Annotated in this window: 14 protein-coding genes; 6 read left to right on the forward strand and 8 right to left on the reverse strand. The window is 65.9% G+C overall.

Features of this window, described 5'->3' with window-relative positions; all coding sequences use genetic code 11:
- Positions 1–10: 10 nt before the first annotated feature.
- The 7 genes from ACZY1F_RS03870 to ACZY1F_RS03900 all read right to left on the reverse strand — a co-directional run bounded on the left by ACZY1F_RS03870 (position 11) and on the right by ACZY1F_RS03900 (position 9,424).
- Complete coding sequence (locus ACZY1F_RS03870; protein WP_463940336.1) at positions 11–2,650, reverse strand: trehalase-like domain-containing protein; 2,640 nt, start codon at positions 2,648–2,650, stop codon at positions 11–13.
- Positions 2,651–2,840: 190 nt separating this feature from the next.
- Positions 2,841–3,926 carry a glycoside hydrolase family 130 protein gene (locus ACZY1F_RS03875; protein WP_463940337.1) on the reverse strand — a complete coding sequence of 362 codons (1,086 nt, stop codon included), beginning with the start codon at positions 3,924–3,926 and terminating at the stop codon, positions 2,841–2,843.
- 3 nt (positions 3,927–3,929) lie between these two features.
- A complete protein-coding gene (locus ACZY1F_RS03880) occupies positions 3,930–4,862 on the reverse strand; it encodes a carbohydrate ABC transporter permease (protein WP_463940338.1) in 933 nt (310 codons plus the stop codon).
- 2 nt (positions 4,863–4,864) lie between these two features.
- Positions 4,865–5,830, reverse strand: a complete 966-nt coding sequence (locus ACZY1F_RS03885; protein WP_463940340.1) for a carbohydrate ABC transporter permease — start codon at positions 5,828–5,830, stop codon at positions 4,865–4,867.
- Between the two features lie 12 nt (positions 5,831–5,842).
- Positions 5,843–7,144, reverse strand: coding sequence for an extracellular solute-binding protein (locus tag ACZY1F_RS03890; RefSeq protein ID WP_463940341.1), 1,302 nt, complete (start codon positions 7,142–7,144; stop codon positions 5,843–5,845).
- Positions 7,145–7,215: 71 nt separating this feature from the next.
- Positions 7,216–8,256 (reverse strand): LacI family DNA-binding transcriptional regulator, encoded by a 1,041-nt coding sequence (locus ACZY1F_RS03895; protein WP_463940342.1) that lies wholly within the window; start codon positions 8,254–8,256, stop codon positions 7,216–7,218.
- 178 nt (positions 8,257–8,434) lie between these two features.
- A complete protein-coding gene (locus ACZY1F_RS03900; protein ID WP_463918892.1) occupies positions 8,435–9,424 on the reverse strand; it encodes an LLM class flavin-dependent oxidoreductase in 990 nt (329 codons plus the stop codon).
- Positions 9,425–9,696: 272 nt separating this feature from the next.
- Here ACZY1F_RS03900 and ACZY1F_RS03905 point away from each other — a divergent pair, with 272 nt between their 5' ends.
- The 6 genes from ACZY1F_RS03905 (at position 9,697) to ACZY1F_RS03930 (ending at position 16,789) form a co-directional block, all read left to right on the forward strand.
- A complete protein-coding gene (locus ACZY1F_RS03905) occupies positions 9,697–10,680 on the forward strand; it encodes an ABC transporter substrate-binding protein (RefSeq protein ID WP_463940343.1) in 984 nt (327 codons plus the stop codon).
- A gap of 26 nt (positions 10,681–10,706) precedes the next feature.
- A complete protein-coding gene (locus ACZY1F_RS03910) occupies positions 10,707–11,144 on the forward strand; it encodes a GNAT family N-acetyltransferase (RefSeq protein WP_463940344.1) in 438 nt (145 codons plus the stop codon).
- Between the two features lie 106 nt (positions 11,145–11,250).
- Positions 11,251–11,847: a TetR/AcrR family transcriptional regulator gene (locus ACZY1F_RS03915; protein ID WP_463940345.1), complete on the forward strand. Its 597-nt coding sequence runs from the start codon at positions 11,251–11,253 to the stop codon at positions 11,845–11,847.
- 141 nt (positions 11,848–11,988) lie between these two features.
- Positions 11,989–13,506 carry an aldehyde dehydrogenase family protein gene (locus ACZY1F_RS03920; RefSeq protein WP_463940346.1) on the forward strand — a complete coding sequence of 506 codons (1,518 nt, stop codon included), beginning with the start codon at positions 11,989–11,991 and terminating at the stop codon, positions 13,504–13,506.
- Complete coding sequence (locus ACZY1F_RS03925; protein ID WP_463940347.1) at positions 13,507–15,147, forward strand: GMC family oxidoreductase; 1,641 nt, start codon at positions 13,507–13,509, stop codon at positions 15,145–15,147.
- A 46-nt stretch (positions 15,148–15,193) separates the two neighbouring features.
- Entirely contained in the window at positions 15,194–16,789 is a 1,596-nt protein-coding gene (locus tag ACZY1F_RS03930) for an APC family permease (protein ID WP_463940348.1), read from the forward strand.
- 161 nt (positions 16,790–16,950) lie between these two features.
- Here ACZY1F_RS03930 and ACZY1F_RS03935 read toward each other — a convergent pair whose 3' ends face one another.
- Complete coding sequence (locus ACZY1F_RS03935; protein ID WP_463940349.1) at positions 16,951–17,352, reverse strand: DUF3040 domain-containing protein; 402 nt, start codon at positions 17,350–17,352, stop codon at positions 16,951–16,953.
- Positions 17,353–17,465: the final 113 nt, after the last annotated feature.

A 17,465-nucleotide genomic window follows, 5' to 3' on the forward strand; every position in this document is an offset into this window, starting at 1 on the left:
TTCGCGCTGGCTACGGCCTTTTGGCCTCTGGCTTGTGCCGGTCCAGGATCCGGGCGCAACGGATGAACCCCAGGTGCGAGTAGGCCTGCGGGTGGTTCCCCAGGTGCGTCTCTGTACTGGGATCGTATTCTTCGGGCAGCAGGCCGGTGGGGCCGAAGAGGTTCACCAGCTGGTCGAACAGGTCCCAGGCCTCCTCGATCCTGCCCACCGCAACGTAGGCCTCAATCAGCCAGGTGGTGCAGATGTGGAAGCCGCCCTCCAAACCCGGCAAGCCGTCGTCGTACCTGTACCGGAACACGGTGGGGCCCACACGTAGTTCCCGCTCCACGGCAGTGACGGTGTCCAGGAACCGCTGGTCAGTGACGTCCAGCAGGCCGGAGAGTCCGATGTGCAGGACGGCCGCATCCAGGTCGGGGCTGTCGTAGGCCACGGTGTAGGACGCGGCCGAGTCATCCCAGCCTTCGCGGAGGACTTCCTCCCGGATGGTCCGGGCTGTGGGTTCCCACGAGGGGTCCGGCGTCCTGCCATGCCGGGCGGCGGTCCGGAGTGCGCGGTCCAGCGTCACCCAGCACATCACCTTGGTATAGACGTGGTGCCGCGGCGGGCGCCGGGCTTCCCAGATGCCGTGGTCCGGCTCGTGCCACCGGGCCAGGACGGCGGCCGCCATCTGCACCAACAGGTCCCAGTGCTTATCCTCGAGGCCACCATTGCGCGAGCTGACGCTGTGGATCAGTTCAGCCACCGGCCCGAAGACATCCAGCTGGACCTGGTGGTCCGCGGCGTTGCCGATCCGGACCGGCCGGGATCCCGCATACCCGGGCAGGCTGTCGATGACGGCCTCCGTGGACAGCGGCGCCCCCGTCACCGAGTACAGCGGATGCAGCCATTCCGGGCCCGGTGCGTGCTCAAGGATCCGGCCCAGCCAGCTGAGGAACCCGGCCGCCTCCGCCGTGGATCCCAGGTCCACCAGCGCGTTCACAGTCATGGACCCGTCCCGCAGCCAGCAGTAGCGGTAATCCCAGTTCCGGGTGCCGCCGATTCCTTCGGGCAGGGACGTGGTGGGCGCGGCCAGCACGGCACCCGTGGGCTCGTGCACGAGGGCGCGGAGGACCAGTGCTGAGCGGCGGACCAGTGATGGCTTCACGGCGGGCAGCTCCAGTTCCTGCACCCAGCGGCGGGAGTGGTGGGCCACCCCCGCCCGCCGGTCGGTCTCCCCGCCGGGGTGCGCCAACGCAGGCTCGGTGTCGCCGCAGCGCAGGTTGAGGACCACCGGTCCGTCCTGGAGGTTAACCGAAGCCGTGGCGGTGGCGTGGAGTCCGTCCGAGGCGATGGTGAAGCTGACGCCCGGGGCAAAAAGGAAAATGGGATCTGACGTTCCCACCACATGGAGTTCATCGCCGCGGGCTTCCATGCTGAACTGCGCGTTGGCGTAGTCCGGCCGGGGTGCGAAGACGATCTTGGCGCCCCCGGTACCGGAGAGCACCCGGACCAGGCTGGTGATCCCTTCCGGTGCGGGCTCCAGGTAGTCCGTGACTGTCACGTCGGCCCAGCGCGTCTCCACAATCATGGTGCTGTCCACGTACCGCTGGCCCAGAACCTGCGAGGACTTGAGCGGCTCCACGGAGAAGTGCCCGGCGGCGTCCCCGCCCAGGATGTGGGCGAACAGCGACCCCGAATCCGGGAGCGGGTGGCTCATCCAGCAGACCTTGGCATCCGGAGTGACCAAAGCGGTGGAGGATCCGTTGCCGATCATCGTGTGCCGCTCGAGCCCTACGGCGTCCTCGCCGAATAGCCAGGCCCGCCGCAGTTCGAACAGGAGGGCTAGGACGCGGGCGAAGGATTCCGGGTCCCGCAGCCGGTGCATGGCCCGGGTATCCCCCGGCCCCACGCGCAGGCCCAGGTCCGGGCCGCGGAGCGTGGCGATGGCCAGTTCGTCGCTGTAGGCATCCCCGGCGTACAGCGCAGCGCTGGCGCCCAGCCGGGACCGGAGGTTTTCCAGGGCGTCCGCCTTGGCCGGTTCCATGACCGAGAGGTCCAGGACCGAACCGTCCACGATGAAAAACAGCCCATGTGCCCTGGCGATCTCCCGTGCCGTTTCCGTCACCACTTGCACCACCTCCGGCGAGGCCGGCCTGGTGTGCACGGACACGGCCACCGGCTTCCGTTCGATCCAGATGCCCGCCTGGAAACCCACAGCTTCAGTCAGTGCGGTGCTGGCCTTGTGGAGGGTGGCTTCGGTGGCCAGGTCCTGGACGTGGGCGAAGGCCATGTCCGACTCCGCGCCGTGCGAGCCGATGAGATGCACCTCCGCGGGCAGCCGGGACACTGCGGCGAGGTCACGCAGCGAGCGCCCAGAGATGACGGCGGCATGGGTGTTGGGCAGGGCGGCCAGGGCGCGGAGCGCGATCGCAGCGCTCCCCAGGGGCAGGGTCTCCGTGGAGATTCCCTCCGCGGCGCACAGCGTTCCGCCGTAGTTGCAGGCCACCAGCAGCCCGGGGACGCGGGCCAGGACCTTCAATTCGGCCAGGAGGGTGGGCGTGAACCCTTCGTCCGCCAGGTCGGACTGGATAAACGTCCGCAGCATGCCCAGTGGCAGCGATCTGGTCAGCAGGGCGGAATCCGCCACGCTCTGGTTCAACGGCGTAGCCATGCGTGCACTCCTAAAGCAGAGCCTGGCCGAGGGAAGGCCGGAGGGGGCAACTTAATTCTCCGCCCGGACGGTTTCCCCCAAAAGTCCCACTTATTGCCACCGTGTAAAGTCCGACGGCGGGACCCACCGCGCGATACCGCGGCAGGGCGCCGTCGTGGTTTCCAAAGGCTGCCGTGCGTGACGCCTGGGGTCAGACCCGGTCCAGTTTGGCCACACCGATTTTGGAGTCGGCCATCCCGTAGAACACAAACAACTGGTCGCCGATTTTTTCGATCGCCGTGGGAAACACCACGTTTGGCACGATCCCGGAAATCTCGTCCTCGGTTTCGGGCGCCAACAAAGGCTTGTCGCTGCGGGCGATGACCTGGGACGGATCGTCCGCGGACAGGATCATGGCCGCTGCGGTGTAGTTGACGTTCTGCTGCTGCTCGAAGGCAGAGGCGGCCATCTTGCCGGCCACGCCGTGGTGGATCAGGAGCCAGCCTTCGTCCACGCGGATGGGGGGCGGGCCGCCGCCGATCTTCAGTTCCTCAAAGGGGAACTCGCTGAGGGCCACGAGCCGGTGCTTGCCCATGTGCACCAGGTTGCGCAGGTCCCGCTCCACGTCGGCCACGGCCACGTAGGAGATCCAGATGCCGGGCCGGTTGTCCGTGATGCCGGCGGGCAGGTGCTCGCCTTCGCCGGGACGGATCCAGCCCAGGTCCCACATGGGGCGGTGCAGCATGGCGTAGGAGGGCACGCCGTCGGGGTCGTTCACCGGCTCCGGGAAGAACACCGCGTCCTTGTTTGGAAAGAGGTTCAGGTCCATGGAGAGATCGGCCTGGTACTCGAAGAAACAGGGGCCAAGGCGTTCCCATTTCCTGAGGTCCTCGGAGTGGGCGAAGGCGAGGCGGGGGCCCAGCGGGCCGTAGGCCACGTAGGTCATGAGGTGCCTGCCGAGGGCAGGTACCCAGGTGGTGCGCGGATCCTCGGTGCCGGCGTTGTTCATACCGCGTTCCCAGCCCTCGTCCGGGGCAAGGACAACCCCCTCGCGTTCCACTCCGGTGGGCACGCCGTCGTCGCTGATGACCACCTTGGCGAGGCCCACGCGGGACACGTTGCCCGTGGCCACCAGCCGCGGCAGCAGGTACAGCTCGCCGTCCGGGCCGCGGCCACTGGCGGGATTGAGGACGCCCTCGGCCTCGAAGTTGTTGCCGGGCTCGGGGGTCATGATGACGCCAGCGCGGGTGAGGGCGAAGGGGACAGTGGGAAGTGCTGAAGTGTGGGGGGAAGTCATGAATTAGCCCTTTACGCTGGAACCGATATTGGTGGAAATGAACTGGCGCTGGAAGAAAATGAACAGCGCGACGGCGGGGGCAGCCAGGACGCAGGCACCGGCAAGGATGGCACCGAACGGGTTGCCGGCCTGGCCGGCGATGTTGGAGATGAAGTTGGCCAGGGACACGGCCAACGGCTGCAGGGACTGCTCCTTGGTGACCAGGAACGGCCACAGGAACTCGTTCCACGGGCCAATGAAGGTCAGCAGAACGGCGGTGACGATGGCCGGACGGACCAGCGGGATGGCGATCTGCCACAGGATCCGCAGCTCCGAGGCGCCGTCGATCCGGGCCGCCTCAAACAGGGTTGAGGGCAGCTGGACGAAGTACTGGCGGAACACAAACACCGCCGTGGAGTTGATGGCGAACGGCAGGATCATGCCCAGGAAGCTGTCCGCCAGGCCGTAATCGCGCACGATCATGACGTAGAGCGGGATGAGCAGCAGCTGGAACGGGATCATCTGGACCAGCAGCATCATGCCAAACACCACGCCGCGGCCGCGGAACTTCATCTGCGCCAGGGCATAGCCCACCAGCAGCCCGAAAATCACCGTAAAGAGGATGACGCCGCCGGTGAAGATGCCGGAGTTGAGCAGGCCGCGGAACAGGTTGATGGACTCGTTGATCTGCGCATAGTTCGCGCCGGTGATGTTGGCCGGATTGGGAAACGCGCCGAAAATCGAGGTGTCCGGAGCAGTCTGCAGCGAACCGATGAGCATGTAGTAGAACGGGAAGAGGAACACGAAGGCGCCCACGCCCAGCAGGATGAAACTGCCGACGCCCAGGTTGCGGCGCTTTTCGACGCCCGAGTCGGGACGAAGGCCAGGTTCCGCCTGCTCGGGGAGCCGGCTCGCGTCGTCGTCGTTCTTGGCGTTTTGTGCGTTGGTGACGGACATTCTCAGTCCTCCTTCCCGCCCACGAGGCGTTTCTGGATCAGGGCGATCAGCAGGACGCCGATCACCAGCACCACGCCCAGCGCGGCCGCGACGTCGGGGTTGCCCTGCAGGATGCCCCGTTGGTACATGATGAACACCGGGGAGGCCGAGGCCCCGTCCGGACCGCCGCCGCCGGTCAGCAGGTACGGTTCGGTGAAGAGGTTGGCGCCGGTGATGGTGGCCAGGAGCGTGACCAGGACGCTGGCGGGCCGGACACCTGGAACGGTGATGTTCCAGAACTGGACCCACTTGTTGCCGCCGTCAACGGACGCTGATTCGTACAGCTCATCGGGGATGTTCTGCAGCGCCGCGAGGTAGAGGAGGATGAAGAATCCCAGCTGTTTCCACGTCACATACAGGGCCACAGTGGGCATGGCCAGCCACGAATTCACCAGCCAGGACGGGGCCGGCGCCAGGGGCCCGAGCAGCGTGTTGATCAGCCCGTTTCCCTGGAACAGGAACAGCCAGACACCCACGACGGCGACGCTCGCCGTCACGTAGGGAACGTAGTAGCTGAGGCGGAAGAACGTCTTGAGCCGGGTCACGCGGTTCAGTGCGTTGGCCAGCAGCAGGGACAGGCCCACCGTCAGCGGGACGTTAATGATCAGGAAAACGCCGATGTTCAGGAACGAGCGTTGGACTGCGGGATCGGACAGGACGGTGATGTAGTTATCGAACCCTACAAACGGCCGGTCCACCTTGACCCGTGGTGCTGTGAAGAAGAAATCGTGGAAGGAAATGTAGACGGCGTAGCCGAGGGGAAACGCGAGGACAGCCAGTACGTAGATGACGTAGGGGGCGCTGAACAGCAGGCCCAGCGGCTGGGGCCCCAGGAGGTTTTTACGCTTCCTGGGCACCAGCCGCCGGTCCGCCGGTCCACCAACCGGTTTCCCCGTGACGGGGTTCCCACTGGAAGAGCGGAGTGACATTGGGGGTCACCGCTACTTCTGGGCTACCAGTTGGTTGATCTTGTCCGCCGCTGCCTTGAACGAGGTGTCGATACTTTCGTTCCCGAAGATCACGGCCTTGGCGTAGGCGGTGCGGAAGGTCTGCCAGACTTCAACGGAGTTGGCGACGTTGGGGACCTCCACGGTCCGCGCGGCCTGCTCGGCGAACCGGGTGTACGCCGGGTTCTTGGCGAAGTAGTCCGCGTAAACCGTGGGAAGGTCCTTGCGCATGGGCATCTGGCCGGTGTCGGTCAGCAGCTTGCCGTCCTGCTCCTGGCTGGTGGCGAACTTCATGACCTCCCAGGCCGTGCCCTGGTTCTCGCAGGCCGAGTACATGGCCACGTTCTTGGCGTCGGAGAAGGTTGAGGCATCAGCCTTGGCCGCGGCAGCCGGGACCGGCACTGCGCCCCAGTTCACCTTGTCCTTGTAGGCGGCAATGGCCCACGGACCGGCCATGGACATGGCCGCCTTGCCTTCGGCGAACGAATCGCCCTGGTAGACCTCCTTGGAGGCCAGGTTCTCCTTGTAGAGCGTCTCGAACATGGTGGCAACCTGCTTGCCCTCCTCGCTGTCGAACGTGGCCTTGCCGTCCTTCACCAGCGGGGTGCCGTCGGAGTTGGCTGCGTAGAAAGAGTAGAAGTCGAACCAGGACTGGAAGAAGTCACTGGCCGGTGAGGGCCACATGGCGTTGGTGGCAGCGCCGGAGGACACGAGGGTCCGGGCGGTGTCCAGCAGTTCCTGGTGGGTCCCCAGCTTCGGGTTCTCCGGGTCCAGTCCTGCCTTGGCGAATATGTCCTTGTTGTAGAACAGGACTACGGGGTTGGACTTCCATGGCAGCTGGTACATCTTGCCGTCCGCGGACTTGTACTGGTCGGCGAGGTCACCAGTACGGTCCTTGATGTACTGGAGCCCGTCCGGGAATTCGTCGAGGGCCACCAGACCGCCCTGCTTCTGGAACTGGGGAACTGCCACCGGGGCGGTGTTGAAGACCAGGCAGGGCGCGTTGCCTGCCGTGATGGCTGCGCCGATGACCTCCTCGGAGCTCTTGCCGGCAGGGATCTCCTGCGCATCGATCTTCTCGTCCGGGTGGGCGGAGTTCCAGGATTCCACCATCGCTTTGCCCCACTTAACCTCGAACTCGTTGTTGGAGTACCAGATCTTGATGGGGCCCTTGGCGGACGTGGCGGAACCGCCGTCGCCGCCCCCGCCGCTTCCGCCGCAGGCAGCCAGGCCCGCGCCCATGACAGTCAGGGCGGCTACTGACAATATTCGCGTGGCTTTGGTAAAGCGCTTCATTGCGACTCCTTGGTACTGGTCCCTGTGGGGATCTGCTACTGGTTGGGGTGCTTCTTTGCTTGCTTTGGGGATTACTGGGGAGCAGGCTTGGTGGTTGTGGATGGGGCTGGGCCGGTGGAGGCGCGGACCAGCAGGGAAGGTGCCGGCAGTTCCGTATCCTGGCCGGAATGCGTGCCGTTGAGCTGGTCCAGGAGGGCCTGCGCGGCAACTCTGCCCCAGCGCATGGGGTCAGTGGCGATAGTGGTGAGGGGCGGGTTGAGGTACTGGGTGAACTCGGCGTTGTCGTAACCGGTGATGGACAGATCTCCCGGAACACTCAGGCCCTGGGACTGGGCGAAGGACTGGCCGGACGTTGCCATGAGGTCGTTCGCATAGACAATCGCGGTGGGGCGGTCCGGCCGGCGGAGCAGTTCCGCGGTGGCGGCCACTCCCCCGGCCGCCGTGAAGTCAGCCTCCGCGAACAGATCCGCTGACAGGCCGGCAGCGGCCATGGCCGCTTCCCAGGCCTGGCGCCGGCTACGGCCGTGGATGTATTCCTGGGCGCCGCCCACATGGCCGATCCGGACGTGCCCCAGGGCCAGAAGATGTTCGACGGCGGCCGTGATGCCGTCCGTGTCGTCCATGGACACCGCAGGGAAGGGTGAGTCCGCATCCGGCCTGTTGAGTGTCACGGCCGGAAGCCTGAGCTCGCGCAGCAGGCCGATCCGGGAATCGTGGTGCCGCACATCGGTCAGGATCACGCCGTCCACGCGGCCGCCGTCGGCCAGCTTGCGGTAGGCCCGCTCCTCGGCGCCGGGGGCAGTGGCAACGCTCAGGACCAGGGTGTAATCGTGCTCCGCGAGCGTGGTTTCGATGCCCGCAATGAACGCCGGGAAGAACGGGTCCGTGCCGAGGAGCTTGGGATCGCGGGCCACCACCAGGCCCAACGCGTAGGCCTTCGCGGAGGAAAGGCCTTTGGCGCGCAGGCTTGGCTTCCAGCCAAGGTCTTTGGCGACCTGCAGAATCCGGTCCCGGGTGGCGTCGCTGACGCCGGGCTGGCCGTTGAGCGCATAAGAAACAGCACCTTTGCTGACGCCGGCCGCGTGGGCGACGTCGCTGATGGTTACTGCCATGATGTGGGGCCCTTTAGGTTTCGGGTCCGTGACTCACGCCACTGAACCGGTTCAGTAGATTCAACTTAACCGGTTCAGCTGGGGGAAGTCAAGGGCCCGGCGCCACCTGGATGTTTTTCCGGCGGCCGCCTGGCGTGAAGCGTGCCCGCCCCGCTTGGTTGCGGCTGCTGCTCGGGACCTAGACCCGGGCCAGCCCGGCAACCTCCGCCAGCAGCTCCACGGAGCGGATCCTGGCCTCGGTGCCGGTGCTCTGGTGCGCGACGATGAGTTCGTCGGCGTCGGAGTGCTTGGCGAACTCCTCGAGATAGTCGTTCACAACGTCCGGGGTGCCGATGGCCGAGTACGTCATCATCTGCGAAACGTGCTGGCCCTGCGGGGAGTCCAGGACCATGTCCGCTTCGTCGTCGGTGAACTCGCGCCCGCCGCCGAAAAACAGACCAACGCGGGCGCGCAGGGTGGCCCGGAAGGCCGCCTGCGCCTCGGCAGCCGTATCCGCGGCGATCACGTTGACGCCGGCGATCACGTGGGGTGCGTCGAGCTGGGCCGACGGCTTGAACTCACGGCGATACACGGCCACGGCATCCTGCAGGGCGTTGGGCGCGAAGTGCGAGGCGAAGGCGTACGGCAAGCCCAGCTGGGCGGCAAGGCGGGCGCCGAACAGCGACGATCCCAGGATATAGAGCGGCACGTTGGTGCCCTTGCCGGGGGTGGCCTCCACGCCCTGGATCCGGGTGGGGCCGGTGAGGTAGCCCTGCAGTTCCAGGACGTCCTGCGGGAAGGTGTCCGCGGACATGGGGTCCCGGCGCAGCGCGCGCATGGTGTTCTGGTCGCTGCCGGGGGCGCGGCCCAGGCCAAGGTCGATCCGGCCCGGGTGCAGCGTCTCCAGGGTGCCGAACTGCTCGGCGATGGTCAGCGGAGAGTGGTTGGGCAGCATAACGCCGCCGGCGCCGAGCCTGATGGTGTTGGTGTGGGCGGCCACGTGGGCGATCAGCACGCTGGTGGCCGACGACGCGATGGCGGACATGTTGTGGTGCTCGGCGTACCAGATCCGCCGGTAGCCAAGCTCCTCGGCACGCTGTGCCATGGCCACACTGCCCGCGAAACTCTCCGCCGCCGTCTGGCCTTTGCCAATGGTTGCCAGATCAAGAATGGAGAGGGGAAGCGTCACGTCAGTGCCGGCCTTTCAGTGCGTTGCGTAAGGTGCCGGCCGGGGCGCGGCGGGCACACTGTGGACAACGACGGCGGCGCCCGGGTTATTTCTGCGGGCTGGGGTGGGGTGTCCCACAGCCCGGTTTGTGACCGCCGGGGACGCCGCGTTAACCGCCGTTACCCCTCGTATCGCACCGTTTCGGCGGCTTTGATCCCGCGACGGCGCTCCCGGATAGTTGCTGCCAAGAACACCCTTCCGTTCCGAAAACCAGCAACTTCCAAGGGGAAACCATGGCGACAATCAAGACACGACAGGCTGCAGGCGCAGCACTCGCGGCAGTCACGCTGCTGGCGCTGGCCGCCTGCTCGGACCCGGGCGCGACGGCGGCGACAGCACCGTCGTCGGGCTCCACGGCGAGCGCTGCCGGCAAGACGTTCAACCTGGCCCCGGAGCAGAACCGCGTCAAGGTGACAGTGGATCCGAAAGCTGCCGCTCTGGTCCCCGACGCCATCAAGGCCGACGGCAAACTGACCGTGGTCACTACCGGCGGCACGGCCCCGCTGAGCCTTTTCGCCACGGACAACAAAACGCTGATCGGCAGCGAGGTGGACATTGCCTACGCTGTGGGCGAGACGCTGGGGCTGACGGTTGAGGTGCTGCCCGTGGCCTGGGCCGACTGGCCGCTGGGCGTTGAATCCGGCAAGTACGAGGCCGTGCTCTCCAACGTCACCGTCACCGAGGCCCGCAAGGAGAAGTTCGACTTTGCGAGCTACCGCAACGACCTCCTGGGCTTCTACGCCAAGACCGATTCCACCATCGGCGACATCAAGGAAGCAAAGGATGTTGCCGGCAAGCGCATCATCGTCGGCTCGGGCACCAACCAGGAAGCGATCCTGGTGCGCTGGGACGAAGATAACAAGGCCAAGGGGCTCGCGCCGGTTGAGTTTCAGTATTACGACGACGACTCCGCCGCCACGCTCGCACTCCAGTCCGGCCGGGCGGACCTGACGTTCGCGCCGAACGCCGGCTCGGCCTACAAGGCAGCCAAGGACGGCAAAACCAAGGAAGTGGGCACGCTCAACGGCGGCTGGCCGCTGACCGCCGAAATCGCCTTCACCACGCAGAAGGGCAACGGCCTGGCAGTCGCCGCGCAGGCTGCGCTGAACACGATTATCAAGGACGGCAGCTACGCCGAGATCCTGGACCGCTGGGGCCTGTCGTCGGAGGCCATCCAGAAGTCCGAACTGAACCCGGCTGGCCTGCCCAAGAAGTAGCCCCGCCACTGTGGGTTAATGGTCCGGTGAGTACCGAGTTCTACCTTCGCCCCAGCCTGGATTCCGACGGCCCGTGGATTGCGGAGCTGCGCGCGGTGGTGATGCGTCCGGACCTTGAGCGGCTGGGCCGCTTTGACCCCGGCCGCGTCCGTGAGCGCTTCCTTAACGGGTTCCAGCCGGAGCACACCTTCATCGTCGAAGTCGCGGGGCAGAATGCGGGCGTGATTGCTGTCCGCGCGGAGCCCGACGCGCAGTGGATCGAACACTTTTACCTGGCCCCGGAGCATCAGGGAATGGGCCTCGGTGGCGCCGTGCTCCGGCAGGCCATGGACGGGTCCCGGGACCACCGGCCGTTCCGCCTGAACGTGCTCCAGGGCAGCGCGGCCCGGCGGCTGTATGAGCGCCACGGCTTTGAGGTCGAATCGGAGGACGCTGTGGACGTTTTTATGGCGGCGAAAAGTTAGGCAAACGGCAAAGACCCTCTGCCACGGAGCCGTCGCGGTCACGCATGTCTGCCGTCCGCCTCTTCCGGAAATGCACTAACGGCGGGTTTGGCAATAGTCTGGCCAGATGGGGACAAAGACCGCGAACTCCGCCGAACAGATCGACAGGCAGTCGCGCATTCTCGAAGCGGCGCTCGATCTGCTGTCGCGCCACGGCATCTCAGGCGTGAGCATGCGTGCCGTGGCGCGCGAAGCCGGCGTTGCACTGGGCCTGGTGAACTACTATTACGACGATAAGACGAGCCTCATCCGGGCGGCCCTGCACCGGGTGGATGAGCAGGACCTTCAACTGGTGGCCCAGGACCCATCGTTGACGCCGGACGAACAGCTCCGCGAGGCCCTGCAGCGGGTTGCCCGCGCCGAACTGCTGACCACCCGGTACCTATCCCTGCGCCTGCACCTGTGGGCCCTCGCCCAGGCCGACGAAGGCTATGCCGAGATCAATGCTGCTGCCTTCGACCGGTATCTGGACGGAGTCGCCGCACTCGTGTCCAACGCCAAAATTGAGCTCTCCTGGGAGGAATGCCGGGAACGGGCAGCCGACATTGTGGTTATCCAGAACGGCATGTGGCTGACGTCCCTTCTTGGCGTGGACAACGCCTCCATCCAGCGCAGCATCGCCCGCACGGAGGAAATCGCCTTCGCCCCAGCCACGGAGCGGTAACAGCGCGCCAACAATAGCCCGCGCGCCGGTCTTCAGGCGCACTAAAGAACACACCAGCGCGGCAGCAGCAGCACCCGCAACTTTGAACGAGTGTTCAAAAAAGCATTGAACGATCGTTCAATGTGCACTACTGTCCTCCGTATGACTTACGCCACAACGTCTCATGACGCGACAGCATCCACCCTCTTCATCAACGGCTCGTGGGAGCCGGCCGCCTCCGGCGCGGTGCGCCAGATCCGCAATCCCGCCGACGGCGAGCTGACAGCCACAGTGTCCGAGGCCGGCCGGGAAGATGCCGGGCGTGCCATCGCTGCCGCCCGGGCGGCCTTCGACTCCGGCGTCTGGGCTTCGGTACCGGCACCCGAGCGCGGCACTTTCCTGCTCAAAGTGGCCGCGGAACTGCGCCAACGCCGGGAAAAGTTCGCCCGCGCTGAATCACTGGACACCGGGAAGCGGATAGCCGAAAGCCGCATCGACATGGACGACATCGCCGCCTGCTTCGAATATTTCGGACGGCTGGCCGGACAGCAGGCGGGCCGCCTGGTCGACGCCGGGGACACCGCCGTCGTGAGCAAAATCGTCTACGAGCCCGTGGGCGTCTGCGGCCTGATTACACCGTGGAACTACCCGCTGCTCCAGGCCGCGTGGAAGATCGCGCCCGCGCTGGCCGCCGGCTGCACCTTCGTCCTTAAGCCCTCCGAGCTCACCCCGTCCACCGCCATCCTGGCCATGCAGCTGCTGCAGGACCTCGGCCTGCCGGACGGCGTCGCCAACCTTGTGACCGGACCCGGCGCGGAGGCGGGGGCACCGCTCTCCGAACACCCCGCCGTCGACCTGGTCTCCTTCACCGGCGGACTGGAAACCGGCAAGCGCATCGCCGCGGCCGCAGCCGGCACCGTGAAAAAGGTGGCGCTGGAACTTGGCGGCAAGAACCCCAACGTGGTGTTTGCCGACGCGGACTTCGATGCCGCCGTCGACAACGCCCTGAACGGCGCATTCGTCCACTCCGGGCAGGTTTGCTCCGCCGGGGCGCGGCTGGTGGTGGAGGAATCAATCGCCGAGCGCTTCGTCGACGAGCTGGTCCGCCGTGCGCAGGGGATCCGGCTTGGCGGCCCGTTTGACGAGGCTGCCGAAACCGGGCCGCTGATTTCCGCAGCCCACCGCGACAAGGTCCACGCCTACGTCCAGCGCGGCATCGCGGAGGGCGCGCGGCTGCGGTGCGGCGGCGCGGCGCCTGAGGGAGAAAAGTACGACGGCGGTTTTTACTACCAGCCGACCGTCCTGGACCGCGTCCAAAAGGGGATGTCCGTGGTGGTGGACGAAGCCTTCGGCCCGGTGGTGACCGTCGAGACCTTCCGCACCGAGGACGAGGCCGTTGCAACCGCCAACGACACCATCTACGGGCTGGCGGGCGCAGTCTGGACCCAGGACGCCGGAAAAGCCCAGCGCGTGGCATCCCGGCTGCGGCACGGCACCGTCTGGATCAACGACTACCACCCCTACCTCCCCCAGGCCGAGTGGGGCGGCTTCGGCCAGTCCGGCGTCGGCCGCGAGCTGGGCCCGACAGGCCTGGGCGAATACCAGGAAGCCAAGCACATCTACCAGAACACCAGCCCACAGGTCACCGGCTGGTTCGCCGACCACGGCAAGGAGAACTAGATGCACGTCGACAACATCGAGGACCTCAGCGAGCGCGGATTCGACTACATCGTCATCGGCGGCGGATCCGCCGGGGCGGCAGTGGCCGCGCGGCTGACTGAGGATCCGGACGTGACCGTGGCCCTCGTGGAGGCTGGCCCGGATGACCGCAACCTGCCCGAGATCCTGCAGCTGGACCGCTGGATGGAGCTGCTGGAATCCGGCTACGACTGGGACTACCCGGTGGAACCCCAGGAGAACGGCAACTCATTTATGCGCCACGCCCGCGCCAAGGTGATGGGTGGCTGCTCCAGCCACAACTCCTGCATCGCGTTCTGGGCCCCGCGCGAAGACCTGGACGAGTGGGAATCCAAGTACGGCGCCACCGGCTGGACCGCTGACAACGCCTGGCCGCTCTACCAGCGACTGGAGACCAACGAGGACGCCGGACCGGACGCGCCGCACCACGGTGACTCAGGCCCCGTGCACCTGATGAACGTGCCCCCGGTGGATCCGGCCGGCGTCGCGCTCCTGGACGCCTGCGAACAGACGGGCATCCCCCGGGCAAAGTTCAACACCGGAACCACGGTGGTCAACGGCGCCAACTTCTTCCAGATCAACCGCCGCGCGGACGGTACCCGGTCCTCCAGCTCGGTCTCCTACATCCACCCCATCATGGAGCGCGAAAACTTCACGCTGCTGACCGGCCTCCGCGCCCGCCAGCTGGTGTTCGACGCGGACAAGCGCTGCACAGGCGTGGACGTGGTGGACTCGGCGTTCGGCCGGACCCACCGGCTCTCCGCGGACCGCGAGGTCATTCTTTCCACCGGCGCCATCGACTCGCCCAAGCTGCTGATGCTCTCCGGCATCGGCCCGGCAGCGCACCTCGCCCAGCACGGCATCGAGGTCCTGGTGGACTCCCCCGGTGTGGGCGAAAACCTGCAGGACCACCCCGAGGGCGTGGTGCAGTTCGAGGCCAGGCAGCCGATGGTCCAGACCTCGACGCAGTGGTGGGAAATCGGCATCTTCACCCCCACCGAGGAGGGCCTGGACCGCCCGGACCTGATGATGCACTACGGCTCCGTACCGTTCGACATGAACACCCTGCGGCACGGCTACCCCACCACGGAGAACGGCTTCAGCCTCACCCCGAACGTCACGCATGCCCGCTCCCGCGGCACCGTCCGGCTGCGCAGCCGCGACTTCCGAGACAAGCCCATGGTGGACCCGCGCTACTTCACGGACACGGACGGCCACGACATGCGGGTCATGGTGGCCGGTATCCGCAAGGCGCGCGAGATCGCCGCCCAGCCGGCCATGGCCGAATGGACCGGCCGGGAGCTTTCGCCCGGTGTCGAGGCTCAGACGGACGAAGAACTGCGGGACTATATCCGCAAGACGCACAACACCGTGTACCACCCCGTGGGCACCGTCCGCATGGGCGCGGCCGACGACGGGATGTCACCTTTGGATCCCGAGCTGCGGGTCAAAGGCGTCACCGGACTGCGCGTCGCGGACGCCTCAGTCATGCCTGAACACGTCACCGTCAACCCGAACATCACCGTCATGATGATCGGCGAGCGCTGCGCCGATCTGATCCGCGCAGGACGGTCCGGCAGCGTTGGCGCAGAAGAGGTGGAGCTCAGCGCATCCTTCGCCTGAGGATCAGGCCACATCACTATCGTGCTTTTCTGATTGAGGAGTCCAAATGATAGAACCCAGCAAGAGTCTTGATTCAAGCGGCATGGACGAGTTCGGCTATACCCAGACCCTGGACCGGAGCATCGGCAAGTTTGCCAGTTTCGCCGCAGGCGTCAGCTACATCTCCATCCTCACCGGCGTTTTTCAACTGTTCTATTTTGGTTTTTCCATGGCAGGCCCGGCATATGCCTGGTCCTGGCCCATTGTCTTCGTCGGCCAGCTGATGGTGGCGCTGTGTTTTGCCGAGCTGGCCGGCCGCTACCCCGTTGCGGGGTCGGTCTACAACTGGGCCAAACGGCTGGCGACCGGAACCTCGGCATGGCTGGCGGGCTGGCTGCTGCTGCTGTCCTCCATCATGGCGCTGGGGTCCGTGGCACTGGCCCTGCAGCTCACCCTGCCGCAGCTCTGGTCCGGCTTCCAGTTCGTCGGTGACGGCACCGGCCCGTACGACTTCGCCATGAACGGCGTTGTGCTGGCCACCATTGTGATCACCATCTCCACCCTTATCAACGCGTTCGGCGTGAAGCTGATGACCAGGATCAACAGCGTCGGCGTATTCGTGGAGCTGGTGGCGGCCGTCCTGCTGATCCTCGCACTGGGCTGGCACGTGGTGCGCGGTCCTGAGGTCTTCTTCGACACCGCCGGTTACGGGGAAGGACACGACCTGGGCTTCTTCGGCGTCTTCCTGATCGGAGCCATGGCTTCGGGCTATGTTATGTACGGCTTTGACACCGCCAGCTCCCTCGGGGAGGAAACCAAGGACCCCAAACGCACCGCGCCCAAGGCCATCCTGCGCGCCGTCACGGCCTCGTTCCTGCTCGGTGGCCTGATCCTGCTCTTTGGCATCCTGGCCGCGCCGGACCTCACCGATCCCAAAGTGGGCTCTGTCGACGGCGGCCTGCAGTACATCGTGCTTTCCGTCCTGGGCGGACCCTTCGGCAAGGCCTTCCTCGTGTGCATCGTGGTGGCCGTGGTGGTCTGCACCCTGTCCGTCCACGCGGCCGCCATCCGGATGATGTTCGCCATGGCCCGGGACAACAACCTGCCGTTCAGCCGGCAGCTCAGCAAAGTGGATCCGGTCCGCAGAACGCCGACTGTTGCCGCCATCGTCATCGGCGTCCTGGCCATCATGCCACTGCTCATCAACGTTATGCAGCCGGCGATTTTCACAATTCTGTCCAGCATCAGCATCGTGCTGATTTACCTGTCCTACCTCCTGGTCACCGCACCCATGCTGCGCAACCGGCTCCTGGGAAGATGGCCGGGTGATGATTCCGACGCCGGATTCAGCATGGGCAAATGGGGGCTTCCGGTGAACATCCTCGCGGTCCTGTGGGGCGGCGCCATGACGGTGAACCTGATCTGGCCGCGCCCGGAGATCTACAACTCGGTCCCGCCGTTCGAGTGGTACCTGCAATGGGGCGGGGTGCTGTTCGTTGCCGCCGTCACCGTGGGCGGGGCCCTGCTGTACCGCCTGAAGATCCGCCATCAAACGGGCGTGCTGGCCGAGCACGCAGCGGCCGTCGCAGCACATCCATCGTCAGGCTCCGAACTGCAGGCCACTCCCGCTGAAGAGCAGATGGTGGAGTCCAAAGCCACCTAAGGCCGCTGCTCCCCATCAGCTGAAAGCAGGCAGTTCCGAGAAAGGGTCGACGACGGCAGTCACCTTGCCGCCGTCGACCCTTCACCGTCGGCTGACTTATTACTTGACGAAACGTCCACTACCAGCACCCGGTTTCCCGTTCGTTCGGGCTGTGAACCCGGTTAGACCCACCAGAACAGTAGCGCCCACCAAGCGACATTACTGATGGTGTCCTTTGGTTCTTCCTTCGGTGCGGTTGCCGTGCTGCGGCCTGTCGTTTTTGTCTTCTTCAAACCCTGTGCCTGCTTTCCGAACACCTTTTGGGTTGCCAGGTAGAGTCCGGTCACCATGGCCGCAAAGCCGGTCAGGCCGATGATGAGGTTCGCAACGGGGTTCGGGAGTGCGAGGCCGAAGAGTAGGAGGGCGAAGCCGGCAATCGTCATTAGTACGCCGCCGACGACGCGGCGAATGGATGAGATGGGGCCCGGGTCAGTTTCCATTGTGTGGGCAAACTGGGGATCGTCCTCCTTGAATTGCTTCTCCAGTTGCTCCAGCATTTGCTCTTCGCGTTCGGTGAGTGCCATCAGGCGGTCCTGTCTGGATCTTGTGTCGGGCCTGTGGGTGACTTTCCGAGGGCGTGGAACTGTGGGATGGGAAGTCGGCGCCTGGTGGTTCTGTTTGAAGAGCGGTTAGCCAT

The organism is Pseudarthrobacter xylosi (assembly GCF_055412765.1).